The organism is Abyssibacter profundi, from assembly GCF_003151135.1.
Lineage (GTDB): Bacteria > Pseudomonadota > Gammaproteobacteria > Nevskiales > OUC007 > Abyssibacter > Abyssibacter profundi.
In genome coordinates this window covers 109,283-121,898 of the sequence record NZ_QEQK01000004.1, presented here as the reverse complement: position 1 = coordinate 121,898, position 12,616 = coordinate 109,283, and the positions used below count along the sequence as shown (strand labels likewise).

Genomic DNA, 12,616 nt, shown 5'->3' with positions numbered 1-12,616 from the left:
AGTGAACCAGGGTGCAACCGGCGAAAGCGCATAGCGACGCCGAAGGCCCTCGGGGCGAACAAGGAGAGGAGACATGAACGGATTTCTCGATGGAAAGCGCGCACTCATCACAGGCATCGCCAGTCCTCGCTCTATCGCCTCAGGTATTGCTGAGGTCATGCATGGCCAGGGGGCGCGTCTTGCGCTGAGCTACGCCGGAGACAAACTGAAAAGTCGTGTAGAAGCGGCTGCTGAGGAGTATTCGGCTGAACTCTGCCTGCCGCTGGACGTGACCTCGGACGACGAGATCGTACAGGCCCGTCAAGCCATCGAGGCGCACTGGGGTGGTATCGATATCGTTGTCCACTCCATCGGCTTCGCACCCCGCGAACTGCTCAAGGGCGGTTTTCTTGAGTCAGTGACGCGCGAGGGTTTCGGTATTGCGCATGACATCAGTGCCTATAGCTTTGCCGCATTGGGCAAGGCCTTTTATCCGCTGATGTCCGATGGCGGGGCCCTGCTCACCTTGAGTTACCTGGGTGCCGAGCGTGCATTACCCGGCTACAACGTCATGGGCCCGGCCAAAGCCAGTCTTGAAGCATCCGTGCGCTATATGGCCGCTGAACTCGGCCCCAGGGGTATCCGTGTCAATGGGGTGTCAGCCGGCCCGATCAAAACGCTTGCGGCGGCGGGAATTTCAGGCTTTCGCGACATGCTCAATGCGACCAGCGAAGCATCTCCGCTAAGGCGCAATGTTGAACCCGTCGAAGTCGGTAACACGGCTGCGTTTCTTTGTAGTGATCTGGCCTCCGGAATCACCGGAGAGATCATCTACGTTGATGCCGGTTATCACATCCAGGGGATGCCAGGCGCCGAGTCTCGCAGCCCCTGAGGCCTTACTCGCCAACCGTAGGGCGGCCCCTGGCAAAAGCGGCGCCACACAGCAAAAAGCCGGCATGATGCCGGCTTTTTGTTTGCTCGCTCATACGGCTTGATGACTAGTACGGCGGCGCACTGTCTTCAATCTGCTGGGCCAGCACATCTTCATAGACCTTGATGCGGGTCTCTGCACGTACGGCTGCTTCCCAAGCCGCCAGCTCCTGTCGTGCGGCCAGTGCAGCGGCACGGTCCGCAACCGTCTGCCGTTCAGCACCCGCGGTGGGTACACGAGGGTCTTCGACCGTTTCCAGGGCATAGACCACAACGTCACCCCCCGCAACGGTCAGCTGGCCCATGCCCTCAGGCTGACCGGCGGCAGACCGCGGCTGTGAGAAGATCGTTCTGACCACGCGTGGGCTTAACCGAGCGCCACCACGGCCCTCCGTCTCGTCACGCTCGATCAGCCCGGAATCGATCACGGTTTTCTCCAGGGCCTGCGCAGACAGTGCAGCGGAGAAGGTTCCGGTGTCCTTGAGGCTGGTCAGTAGCGACTCCGCCTGCTGTCGCGCCTTGGCCGCGGCGGCTTCGTTCACCAGCTCGCTGCGAATCTCTTCTCTCACGTCGTCCAAGGGTCGCAGCTCCTCCGGTTGCCGATCGCTTACTCGGACCACGACCACCCGACCGGGCTCGATTTCAATCAAGCGGCTGTTCTCCCCATCTTCCAGGACAATCGGAGAAAATGCCGTTTCGATCACGTCGTCGTTCGCTGCGATACCCGCACCACCCTGACGACTAAACCAATCCGTCTGCTCCAGCGGCAAGCCGGTTGCCTCTGCCGCGGGCTCCAAGGCGTCGAGTGACTCATAGGCCAAGGTCTCCAGCTCCTCCGTTAAGGATTGGAAACGCTCGGCCGCAGCATCGCGCTGATAGATTTCCCGAATACGCGCCTGGACGTCCGCGTCATCAAAGGGCTTGGTCGTTTCAGCCCGAATCGATTCCAGCTTGATGATGTGCCAACCGAAGTCGGTTTCAACGGGGAGACTGACTTCGCCTTCCTCCATTGCGAACAAGGCATCTTCAAACTCAGGCACCATCACGCCACGCTCGACCCAGTCCAGATCACCGCCTGATTGGGCGGAACCGCCATCTTCGGACAGTTCACGGGCCACCTCATCGAAGGACTCCCCACCCTCCACAATTCGCGAACGTGCCTCTTCGGCCAACGCCTTGGCGTCACCATGACTCCGATCCCCGGTCTTGATCAGAATATGTGACGTTTTCCGCGCCTCGGGCGTGGTGAATCGACCACGCTGGTCTTCGTAGACTGCGCGCAGCGCCTCCTCATCGGGCTCACCCGTGGGTGTGAGCTGCGACTGATTGACCTCGATGTAGTGCAGGCGGATTTGTTCAGGGGTGGTATAGCGTTGAGACTGGGCTTCGTACCTGGCCTGGATGTCCTCTTCGCTCACCGACACATCATCACGGAAATCGGCAATGGTGAAGGTCACCTGCGAAAAACGCCGCTGCTGATGCTGCATGCGGTACGCCAGATCGACTTCCCCTGGGGCCACGAGCGCCGATTGCCCGATCGCCAACTGCAGCTGCTCCGTTGCAATGGACGCCGCAACCTGTGCTTCAAACGCATCGGGCTGCCGACGATTTGCCGACAACGTGTCCCGATAGGCCTGCGGGGAGAACTCACCATCGACCTGGAAAGCCGGAACTTGCTGCAGATAGTCGAACACTGCGGCGTCGGTGCCACGCAAACCGGAATCGTCTACGTAACTGCTGATGACCTGCTCTCTGACCATATCGTCCAGGACGGTACGGCGGAACTGTGGCCCCTGGATCAGCGAGGGGTCGAAGCTTTCACCCATCATCTGCTGCAGGCGCTGGTAACGCTGCTCGTAGCCGACCTGTAGCTCGCGCTGGGTGATCTTCTCATCGCCCACCTTCGCGACCGTGGCATCTCCTCCACCTGATCGGAAGGTCTCGATTCCGAAGAACGCAAACGGGACAGTGATGATCGCAACAACAATCCAGGCAAACGGCCCGGACGTGGACTCACGGATAGACTGCAACATAGCGACTGCCAGATAAAGAAACGGCGCCCTAAGGCGCCGGTTCGGATATGGCGGAGCGGACGGGACTCGAACCCGCGACCCCCGGCGTGACAGGCCGGTATTCTAACCAACTGAACTACCGCTCCGCGAAACTTGAAATCTTATTGTAACTGGTGGGTGCTGACGGGATCGAACCGCCGACATTCGCCTTGTAAGGGCGACGCTCTACCAGCTGAGCTAAGCACCCTGATAAGAAAACCCAGACGGCGACCGCCTGGGTTTTCCGTAGGGCTACTTGCCCGACGCGAGTTATTTTATCGCGTCTTTCAGCGCTTTACCAGCCTTAAATCCAGGCGTCTTGCCTGCGGCGATTTCGATGGTCTCGCCGGTCTTCGGATTGCGGCCGGTACGGGCGGCGCGATCACGAACAGCGAAGGTACCGAAACCAACCAGCGACACCTTGTCACCCTTCTTGAGGGAAGCCGTGATGCCATCAAACACGGCGTCAACGGCACGAGCGGCGTCTGCCTTGGACAGGCCGGTGGATTCGGCAACCAGCATGACGAGTTCAGTCTTGTTCATAGTACGAGGATCCCCTCAATAACGTGTGTATATCGTGGATGCGCTGCTGTGCATCTCACTGTTAGCAATCCCAAGGGAGTTGTGAATCGTGAAAGCCCCACCGACGCAGCTTGCGTGCCGCGCTCGTTATGTCGGTCCACGTCCCTGACCGGCGTATGTTCTCTGTCCCTTGAAATGTCGGTCGCCCGAGGCACGGGCTTAGACGTTTTATAGCAGTGCGCCGAGAAGAGCGTCAACCGAAAAACCGCGAAATGACGCGGTTTTTTTGGCTTGACACGATCAGTGGGCTCGAGCGGCCTCTGCACCCTCCCCGGCGGCAGCCGGGGTGGACGACTCACCCTCGCCCGGCTCGGGCATATGCTCCAACGCCAGGCGCAGGACGTCATCGATCCAGCGCACCGGCTCGATGTTCAACTTATTCTTAATGTTGGCGGGGATATCCGCCAGGTCCTTGGTGTTCTCGTGAGGAATCACCACGGTCTTGATGCCACCTCGATGCGCCGCCAGCAGCTTCTCCTTGAGGCCACCAATGGGCAGCACCTCACCACGTAGAGTGATTTCGCCGGTCATGGCCACGTCAGCGCGCACCGGGATCTTCGTCAGCGCGGAGACCAAAGCCGTGGTCATGGCGATGCCCGCTGACGGGCCATCTTTCGGCGTGGCCCCTTCAGGAACATGCACATGGATGTCCGTCTCCTGCTGGAACTCGGATTTCACGCCCAGCGTATCGGCACGACTACGAACCACGGTCAGCGCAGCCTGGACGGATTCCTTCATCACATCGCCAAGGCTCCCCGTATGTGTGAGTCGGCCCTTGCCTGCGACGACAGCCGTTTCGACGGTTAGCAGCTCGCCCCCCACCTCGGTCCAGGCCAGACCGGTGACCTGACCAATCCGATTCTCGCCTTCAGCTTGGCCATAGCGGAACTGTGGGACGCCGAGATAGTTATTGAGATTGCGCACCGTGACCTGCACCGGCCCGCGCTTGGGATCTTCAACCAACTGCTTGACGACCTTCCGGGCCACCTTGGCCATCAGCCGTTCCAGATTGCGTACGCCAGCTTCGCGGGTGTACAGGCGCACCGCATCGCGGATCGCACCTTCGGACACCGACAGCTCTTCGGCTTGCAGACCGTTGTCCTTGATGGCCTTGGGCAACAGGTAACGCTGGGCGATGTTGACCTTTTCGTCCTCGGTGTAGCCCGGCAGGCGAATCACTTCCATGCGATCCAGCAGCGGCCCCGGAATATTCAAGGTATTGGCCGTGGCCACAAACATCACATCCGACAGGTCGAAGTCGACCTCCAGATAGTGATCATTAAAGGTGTTGTTCTGTTCGGGGTCGAGGACTTCCAGCAGCGCCGATGCCGGGTCACCGCGAAAATCCATGGCCATCTTGTCGATCTCGTCGAGCAGAAACAGCGGATTACGCACGCCGGTCTTGGTGAGATTTTGAACAATCTTGCCGGGCATGGCCCCGATGTAGGTCCGGCGGTGACCGCGAATCTCGGCTTCATCACGTACGCCGCCCAGACTCATGCGGACGAACTTCCGATTCACAGCACGTGCAATCGATTGACCCAAGGACGTCTTACCGACACCCGGCGGACCGACCAAGCAAAGAATCGGACCACGCAGTTTGCGCACGCGGCTCTGAACCGCGAGGTACTCGAGGATCCGTTCCTTAACCGATTCCAGACCGTAGTGGTCCTCGTCAAGTTGATCCTGGGCGCGCTCGACATCAATGCGCGTCTTCGTCCGCTTTTTCCAGGGCGCCCCGGTGAGCGCGTCCAGGTAATTGCGGACGACTGTCGCCTCGGCCGACATGGGCGACATCATCTTGAGCTTGTTGAACTCGGTCATCGCCTTGGCCTTAACCGCCTTCGGCATGCCCGCCTTTTCAATCTTGTTCTCGATTTCCTCCATCTCGTTCGGCGCGTCTTCCATCTCGCCGAGTTCTTTCTGAATGGCCTTCATCTGCTCATTCAGGTAGTACTCGCGCTGAGACTTCTCCATCTGCTGCTTAACGCGGCCACGGATGCGCTTTTCGATTTGGAGGATGTCGATCTCACCCTCGATGAGGGCGACGATGTGTTCGAGACGCGCCCGCGGGCTGTCTGCTTCGAGAATGGTTTGCTTGTCTTCCAGACGCAGGCTCAGATGCGCGGCGATGGTATCGGCAAGCCGGCCCGCATCATCCATGCTCGTCAGTGACGGCAACAGCTCGGCGGGCGTCTTCTTGTTGAGTTTGACGTACTGCTCGAATAGTCCAAGCACCGACCGCACCAGAGCATCGAGCTCACGGCTGTCGTCCTCGTCCTGCTCGTCAAAATGCGTGTAATCAGCGACAACATAGCCATCTTCACGTTCGCTGAAGCTGGTGAGTCGAGCACGCTCGGTACCTTCGACCAAGACCTTGCGCGTGCCATCCGGCAGCTTGAGCAATTGGAGAATGCTGGCGAGCGTTCCGACTTCGTACACGTCCTCAAGACCGGGATCGTCGGTCTCGGCTTCGCGCTGGGCGACCAGCAAGATCTTCTTGTCATCCGCCATCGCGGCATTTAGCGCGTTAACGGACTTATCCCGCCCCACGAACAGCGGAATCGCCATGTGGGGATACACCACGACATCGCGCAGTGGCAGGACGGGGACTTGCTGTTCTTCAGACATGCATGCGCCTAATTCTGGATTGCCCTCTAAATGCGACCGGCCAACGCGATTTCAAGCGCTGGCCATCTCGCCGGCGCCCTGTCAGGCCGATGACTTGACGTTAGATGCCTCGGGCAGCGACTCCTGGGGGTTCTCGTACACGATGTACGGCCGGGCATCGCCACGAACCACCGCATCATCCACGACCACCTTGGCCGCGTTTTCCATGGACGGCAGGTCATACATGACATCGAGCAGGATGCGCTCGAGAATGGTGCGCAGCCCGCGCGCGCCCGTCTTGCGTTCTTTTGCCTTTGCCGCCACGGCGCGCAAGGCGTCCTCGCGGAACTCCAGCTCGCAGTCTTCCATGTCAAACAACTTGGCGTACTGCTTGGTCAACGCGTTCTTGGGCTCGCAGAGAATCGAAATCAGCGCATCCTCGTCCAGCTCTTCCAGCGTGGCCACGACCGGGAGACGGCCAACAAATTCCGGAATCAAGCCGTAGCGAACCAGATCTTCGGGCTCGACGTTCGCCAGCACCTCACCAAGGTCGCGGCTGTCGTCCTTGCTCTTGACGCTTGCGCCAAATCCGATGCCCGACTTCTCAGAGCGGTCACGAATGACCTTATCCAGGCCGGCGAATGCGCCACCACAGACAAAAAGGATTCCGGAGGTGTCCACCTGCAGGAACTCCTGCTGCGGATGCTTGCGCCCACCCTGGGGTGGCACCGAGGCCATCGTCCCTTCGATCAGCTTGAGCAGCGCCTGCTGGACGCCCTCACCCGAGACGTCACGGGTGATGGACGGGTTCTCGCTCTTGCGAGAGATCTTGTCGATTTCGTCAATGTAGACGATGCCGCGCTGGGCCTTCTCGACCTCGTAGTCGCACTTCTGCAACAGCTTCTGGATGATGTTCTCGACGTCTTCACCGACATAGCCCGCTTCGGTTAACGTCGTGGCATCGGCGATCGCGAATGGAACATCCAGCAGCCGCGCCAGTGTTTCGGCCAGCAGCGTCTTGCCGGAGCCGGTCGGCCCGATCAACAGGATATTGGACTTCTGCAGTTCGACACCGTCGTCCACACCCTTGGCACCCAACCGCTTGTAGTGGTTGTACACCGCGACAGCGAGGACCTTCTTGGCCGCTTCCTGCCCGATGACGTACTCATCCAGCACAGCCTTGATTTCCTGGGGCTTTGGCAGCCCCTGGTTGACCGGCTTGGCCTGGAGCTCCTCCCGGATGATGTCGTTGCACAGTTCGACGCATTCATCGCAGATGAACACGGAGGGACCGGCAATGAGTTTACGGACCTCGTGTTCGCTCTTCCCGCAGAAGGAGCAATAGAGGACCCGTCCGTTCCCATTTTTTGATTCGTTAGCCATCAGCGTTTCGTCGTTTCGTCTCGGCGACCGTCCGGGCACTCCGCCCAAACGGTACGCAAGGGTTCAAGCAAGATCCGGACCCGACGGATTCGCTCAGGATTGTTCGGTCTCCGTTCCCGGCCGGCGATCCAGCACTTCGTCTATCAGACCATATTCCTTGGCGGCTTCTCCCGAAAGGAAGAAATCCCGGTCCGTGTCCTTGGAGATCTTATCGAGCGGCTGGCCGGTATGACGTGCCAGAATTTCGTTCAAACGCTCACGAATGAAGAGGATTTCCTTGGCGTGTATTTCGATGTCTGTGGCCTGACCCTGAAATCCACCCAGCGGCTGGTGAATCATCACGCGGGAATGCGGCAACGCAAAGCGCTTGCCCTGCGTGCCACCTGCCAGCAGCACAGCCCCCATGCTGGCCGCCTGGCCGATGCACATGGTCGCTACATCCGGCTTGATGAACTCCATGGTGTCGTAGATCGACAGCCCGGCGGTCACGGAACCGCCGGGGGAGTTGATATACAGGTTGATGTCCTTGTCCGGGTTTTCGGACTCCAGGAACAGCAGTTGCGCAACGATCAAATTGGCCATGTGATCGTCAATCGGCCCGACCACGAACACGACACGCTCCTTGAGCAGCCGTGAGTAGATGTCGAACGAGCGTTCCCCCCTTGGGGTCTGCTCGATGACCATCGGGACCAGATTCAGTGCGCGTTCATTCATTCAGCGGTCTCGTTGTTCGGGTTCATGAGGTCATCGAACGTCACGGACTGGTCCGTCACGGTCGCGCCCTCCAGCAGCACGTCGACCACGCGCTCTTCCATGGCCAGGGCCTGGAACTGCTGCATGATCTGCGGCTGGGATCGATAGTACTGCATCGCCTGCTCAGTGTCCGCGAGTTCAGAGGCGTACCGCGCCAGCACGGCATCGATATCCTCTTCTTCGACCTTGACCTGCTTTTCTTGAATCACTTCGGAGATCAGCAAGGATAAGGCGACGCGTTTGGTGGCATTGTCCTTGAACAGGTCATCGGGGAGCATCCGCGCCATCGCGTCCGGATCGTTGTTCGGCATATTGCCGAAACGCTGAACGGCTTCCTGACGCATGCGCTGAATTTCCTCGTCCACCATCGCCTGCGGCACATCGATAGGATTGGCTGCCAGCAGCCCGTCCATGACCTGCTCCTTGACCTTGCCGGACACGGCCTTGTCACGTTCACGCTCGAGCTGCTCGCGCACCTTGGCACGCAAACCGGCCTCACCTGCCGACTCTTCAACGCCCAGGGACTTCAGCAGTTCCGGGTCATCCAGCGCAGGATCTTCACCGGCTTCAACGCTTAGAATCTTGACTTCGAACTGCGTGTCCTTGCCCTTGAGATTCTCCGCCTGATAGTCATCCGGGAAGCTGACGTCGATCGTGGTTTCGGTACCGGCTGTCAGTCCGACCAGGGCTTCTTCCATGCTGGGGATGAAACGACCGGCGCCCAGCTCCACTTCCGCCGCCTCGGCAGCGCCGCCTTCAAATGCCTCGCCATCCAGCTTGCCGACGAAATCAAGCTTCATCTTGTCGCCCTTGGCGGCAGGACGGTCCACGGCAACCCACTTGCGGTGCTGCTCCTTGATCGTGCCCAGGGTCCGCTCGACATCGTCTTCACCAATCTCAACCTGCGGCCGCTCGACCTTCAGGCCGTCCAGACCGGTCAGCGTGACTTCGGGATACACCTCGAAGCTCGCGGTGTACTTGAGCGGCTCGCCGACTACTTCTGCCTGGATGTCAAACGTCGGATACCCGGCAGGCTTGAGTTCGGATTCCTCGATGGCCTTCGGGTAGGTCGTGCGCAGCAGTTCTTCCACTGCCTCGGCACGCGCAGCATCTCCGTAGCGCTGAACCAGAACCTTCGTGGGCACTTTGCCCGGACGGAATCCCGGCACCTTGGCGCGCTGGCCCATCTGCTTGATGCGCGTGCTAAACGCCTGCTCGAGCTGATCTGCCGGGATTTCGACGCTCAGGCGTCGACGAAGGCCTTCGGACTGTTCTACGGATACTTCCATGCTAGGTGTCTGCTGTTGAGAACCGCGTGCCCGGGGGCAGGACGGTCAAGAATGAATAATTGGTGCGAAAGGGGAGACTCGAACTCCCACGGGTTTCCCCACTGGAACCTAAATCCAGCGCGTCTACCAATTCCGCCACTTTCGCAGGGCGCGAGATTCTACCAGAGCCCGCAGGTCTCTTGAGCCTGCAGGCTACACTCGGGCCATTCAGCCTCAATTCGCCGACCTGTGCCCGCACTTCTTCGCTCTCCCCGCTTTGCTGCCTGCGCCCTGCTGGCAGGCCTCCTCGTAGGCAGCCTGACTTCGCTGGCGGCCGGGCCTGCCGCGCTGAACTGGGCTTTGCTGTGGGGCGCTGGCGCAGATGCAGATCTCGCCCGCCTCGTCTTGCTGGAGCTGCGCCTGCCCCGGCTGATGGCTGCGCTCTGCGCCGGCAGCTTGCTCGCCGCCAGCGGAGCGGCGCTGCAAGCACTTTTTCAGAACCCCCTCGCAGAACCCGGGCTGGTCGGAGTGTCGGCCGGGGCTGCTTTGGGGGCAGCCGGCCTGCTGGTGTTATGCCCCGCCGTGGCAACCGCCGCAGCCCTGCCTGTGGCCGCTTTCTTCGGTGCACTGGCCACCGCAGCACTGATCGCCAGCATCGGCCTGCGCAGCGCGGCGGGAGATCACGGCACCCTGCTGCTCGCGGGCATCGCGATCAATGCGGTGGCCGGAGCCGGGATCGCCCTGCTGACCTACATCGCCAGCGACAGCGCGCTACGGCAGCTGAGCTTCTGGCTGTTCGGCGACCTCAGCCGACCCACCGCCGGACAGTTGGCCTCTGGTTTGCCGTGGATGGTGTTGGCCGCCGTTTGCCTCTGGCGCCTGGCTCGAGGACTTAATCTGCTGCAGCTAGGGCCTGCCAATGCTCTGGCGCTGGGTGTGCGTCCCCAGCGGCTGCGTAACACCGTGCTCATTGCCGTCGCCCTGGGCGTGGGAACAGCCGTCGCTCTGGTCGGTACCATTGCGTTTGTCGGATTGGTTGTTCCCCATTTGATGCGCACCTGGGTGGGCCCGGATCAGCGCCCGCTACTCCCCCTGTCCGCGCTCGCCGGCGCCAACCTGCTCATCTGGGCGGACCTGGTCGCGCGCAGTGTGATCGCGCCGGCAGAGATACCGGCCGGCGTGCTCACCGCCCTGCTCGGTGGTCCGTTTTTCCTGCTCATGGTCTGGCAGCGCCCCTCATGAGTGACCTGACAGCCAGTGAACTGTCCGTCCAGGGGACGCAGCGACCGCGACTCACGGCCGTGAATTGCCGTGTCCGGCCAGGTGAGCTCCATGTCCTGATCGGCGCCAACGGCGCTGGTAAGTCCACGCTGCTCGCCAGCCTGGCCGGCCTGCAGCCGCTGGATGGTGGTCGCGTGCAGCTGAACGGGCACGATCTCAAGCACTACCCGCCCGCTGAACTTGCCCGTCGTCGGGCCGTCCTGCCACAGTCAAACCCATTGGCCTTCGATTATCGTGTCGGGGCCTTGATCGATTTGGGGCGACACCCCCACCCGCAGGAAACCCACACCGCCAAGCATCGAGCGATTCAGGCGCTGGACCTTGGGCGTTTACTGCCGCGGCGCGTGCATACGTTGTCCGGCGGAGAACGGCAGCGTGCACAACTCGCCCGGGTCCTTGCGCAGTTGGTCCCGGCACCTGGCTCATTCTTGTTCCTGGATGAACCGCTGGCGGCGCTAGATCTGCGCTACCGTTCGCGGCTGCTGACGCTGCTTGAGGAACTGGCGGGCGATGGCGTGGGCATTGTGATCAGCGTGCACGAGCTCGATGCGCTCCATGATCTGGACGCGACCATCCACCTGCTGCATGCGGGCGCGGTGCTGGCAGCCGCCCCAACACTGGAGGGCCTGGGCGCCCAGGCCTTGTCTCAAGCCTACGGCGGGGCGGTCCACTTTCAGCAGCGGCAGATGGTCGTCATCCGCGGTGATTGATTAACTCGCCGGGGGCGTGAACACCCCCTGTTCCGTGACGATCCAGTCGATCAGCGCGTAGGGCGTGGCGTCAAAGACAGGATTGAAGACCGAGACCCCCTGGGGAGCCACGCGCTCGCCATTCCAGGCCGTGACCTCTTCCGCAGGTCGCTGCTCAATCTCGATCTCGCTGGCGCTGGTCGTGTCCAGGTCAACGGTGGACATGGGTGCGACAACCATCATTCGCAATCCATGATGGCGGGCCAGTACAGCCAGGCTGTAGGTTCCGATCTTGTTCAACACGTCACCATCCGCGGTGACGCGATCAGCCCCCGTGATCACGACATCGACCGCGCCCGAGCGCATCACGCTGGCGGCAGCCGAATCCACGATCAGGGTTGGCTCGATGCCATCCATTGCCAGTTCCCATGCGGTCAGCCGCGCCCCCTGCAACCAGGGCCGGGTTTCGCCGACAAAGACCTGGCCGAGCCGCCCTTCCGCATGGAGCTGCCGGACCACACCCAGCGCGGTACCAAACCCTGCAGTCGCCAACGACCCGGTGTTGCAATGCGTATAGACATTCACCGTCCCTTGCAGACACTCCGCGCCATGCCGCGCCATGGCATGGTTGGCGCGCAGGTCTTCGGCTTCGATGGCCTGGGCCTCGGCCAACACGTCAGCCGCCAGTCCCTGCTCGGTCTTACAGCGGGCCAGCACCCGGTCCACGGCCCAGGCCAGATTCACGGCGGTTGGTCGCGCCGCCTTGAGCCGCTGACCGGCCGCAGCCAACGCATCTAGTCGGGTTGTGTTGCGCGCGGCCAGCGCCAAGCCATACGCCGCCGCCACGCCGATTGCGGGCGCTCCGCGGACCACCATGGCGTGGATGGCCTCGGCAACGGCGTCCGAGGAATCGCAATCGACATAGGTCTCCCGCGCGGGCAACCAGCGCTGATCCAGCAAGCGCACGGTACGCCCGGTCCAGGTCACAGGACTGGGGCAACCCTTTGATATGCTTTCGGGCATTCAATTTCCTCGCAGCAGTGCAGCGCCCTATGGTCGCAGTTCATCGCATGGCTGCCTACGCCACTCA

10 protein-coding genes and 3 tRNA genes are annotated in these 12,616 nt (G+C 61.2%); 3 read left to right on the top strand and 10 right to left on the bottom strand.

The genetic code is table 11. From position 1 onward, the window contains the following. Nucleotides 1–73: 73 nt before the first annotated feature. Nucleotides 74–871 (top strand): enoyl-ACP reductase FabI, encoded by a 798-nt coding sequence (locus DEH80_RS05180; protein ID WP_109719412.1) that lies wholly within the window; start codon nt 74–76, stop codon nt 869–871. Nucleotides 872–977: 106 nt separating this feature from the next. Here DEH80_RS05180 and DEH80_RS05175 read toward each other — a convergent pair whose 3' ends face one another. From DEH80_RS05175 to DEH80_RS05135, 9 genes are all read right to left on the bottom strand, one after another. Further along, nucleotides 978–2,942 (bottom strand): SurA N-terminal domain-containing protein, encoded by a 1,965-nt coding sequence (locus DEH80_RS05175; protein WP_109719411.1) that lies wholly within the window; start codon nt 2,940–2,942, stop codon nt 978–980. A gap of 48 nt (nt 2,943–2,990) precedes the next feature. Beyond that, nucleotides 2,991–3,067, bottom strand: a tRNA-Asp gene (locus DEH80_RS05170). Between the two features lie 25 nt (nt 3,068–3,092). Next, nucleotides 3,093–3,168: transfer RNA gene (locus tag DEH80_RS05165), tRNA-Val, on the bottom strand. A 62-nt stretch (nt 3,169–3,230) separates the two neighbouring features. Beyond that, the gene (gene hbs, locus DEH80_RS05160; protein ID WP_109719410.1) at nt 3,231–3,503 is read right to left on the bottom strand and encodes a non-specific DNA-binding protein Hbs; all 273 of its coding nucleotides are present in this window, start codon (nt 3,501–3,503) and stop codon (nt 3,231–3,233) included. A gap of 279 nt (nt 3,504–3,782) precedes the next feature. Continuing rightward, complete coding sequence (gene lon / locus DEH80_RS05155) at nt 3,783–6,173, bottom strand: endopeptidase La (RefSeq protein ID WP_109719409.1); 2,391 nt, start codon at nt 6,171–6,173, stop codon at nt 3,783–3,785. 81 nt (nt 6,174–6,254) lie between these two features. Then, nucleotides 6,255–7,535, bottom strand: coding sequence for an ATP-dependent Clp protease ATP-binding subunit ClpX (gene clpX / locus DEH80_RS05150; RefSeq protein ID WP_109719532.1), 1,281 nt, complete (start codon nt 7,533–7,535; stop codon nt 6,255–6,257). Between the two features lie 93 nt (nt 7,536–7,628). Then, a complete protein-coding gene (gene clpP, locus DEH80_RS05145) occupies nt 7,629–8,249 on the bottom strand; it encodes an ATP-dependent Clp endopeptidase proteolytic subunit ClpP (RefSeq protein WP_109719408.1) in 621 nt (206 codons plus the stop codon). After that, nucleotides 8,246–9,577, bottom strand: coding sequence for a trigger factor (tig, locus tag DEH80_RS05140; RefSeq protein WP_109719407.1), 1,332 nt, complete (start codon nt 9,575–9,577; stop codon nt 8,246–8,248). Before tig ends, clpP begins: the two co-directional genes overlap by 4 nt. 60 nt (nt 9,578–9,637) lie before the next feature. Next, nucleotides 9,638–9,722, bottom strand: a tRNA-Leu gene (locus DEH80_RS05135). Between the two features lie 83 nt (nt 9,723–9,805). Here DEH80_RS05135 and DEH80_RS05130 point away from each other — a divergent pair. Both DEH80_RS05130 and DEH80_RS05125 read left to right on the top strand, forming a co-directional pair. Further along, nucleotides 9,806–10,798 (top strand): FecCD family ABC transporter permease, encoded by a 993-nt coding sequence (locus DEH80_RS05130; RefSeq protein ID WP_165831301.1) that lies wholly within the window; start codon nt 9,806–9,808, stop codon nt 10,796–10,798. Continuing rightward, the gene (locus DEH80_RS05125; protein ID WP_109719405.1) at nt 10,795–11,547 is read left to right on the top strand and encodes an ATP-binding cassette domain-containing protein; all 753 of its coding nucleotides are present in this window, start codon (nt 10,795–10,797) and stop codon (nt 11,545–11,547) included. Before DEH80_RS05130 ends, DEH80_RS05125 begins: the two co-directional genes overlap by 4 nt. Here DEH80_RS05125 and mtnA read toward each other — a convergent pair whose 3' ends face one another. Then, a complete protein-coding gene (gene mtnA / locus DEH80_RS05120) occupies nt 11,548–12,549 on the bottom strand; it encodes an S-methyl-5-thioribose-1-phosphate isomerase (RefSeq protein WP_109719531.1) in 1,002 nt (333 codons plus the stop codon). Nucleotides 12,550–12,616: the final 67 nt, after the last annotated feature.

Bases quoted from the DNA above. Each gene is read 5' to 3' on its own strand.
- clpX (WP_109719532.1), bottom strand. From the start codon at position 7,535: ATGGCTAACGAATCAAAAAATGGGAACGGACGGGTCCTCTATTGCTCC.
- DEH80_RS05180 (WP_109719412.1), top strand. From the start codon at position 74: ATGAACGGATTTCTCGATGGAAAGCGCGCACTCATCACAGGCATCGCC.
- DEH80_RS05175 (WP_109719411.1), bottom strand. From the start codon at position 2,942: ATGTTGCAGTCTATCCGTGAGTCCACGTCCGGGCCGTTTGCCTGGATT.
- clpP (WP_109719408.1), bottom strand. From the start codon at position 8,249: ATGAATGAACGCGCACTGAATCTGGTCCCGATGGTCATCGAGCAGACC.
- lon (WP_109719409.1), bottom strand. From the start codon at position 6,173: ATGTCTGAAGAACAGCAAGTCCCCGTCCTGCCACTGCGCGATGTCGTG.
- mtnA (WP_109719531.1), bottom strand. From the start codon at position 12,549: ATGCCCGAAAGCATATCAAAGGGTTGCCCCAGTCCTGTGACCTGGACC.
- hbs (WP_109719410.1), bottom strand. From the start codon at position 3,503: ATGAACAAGACTGAACTCGTCATGCTGGTTGCCGAATCCACCGGCCTG.
- tig (WP_109719407.1), bottom strand. From the start codon at position 9,577: ATGGAAGTATCCGTAGAACAGTCCGAAGGCCTTCGTCGACGCCTGAGC.
- DEH80_RS05125 (WP_109719405.1), top strand. From the start codon at position 10,795: ATGAGTGACCTGACAGCCAGTGAACTGTCCGTCCAGGGGACGCAGCGA.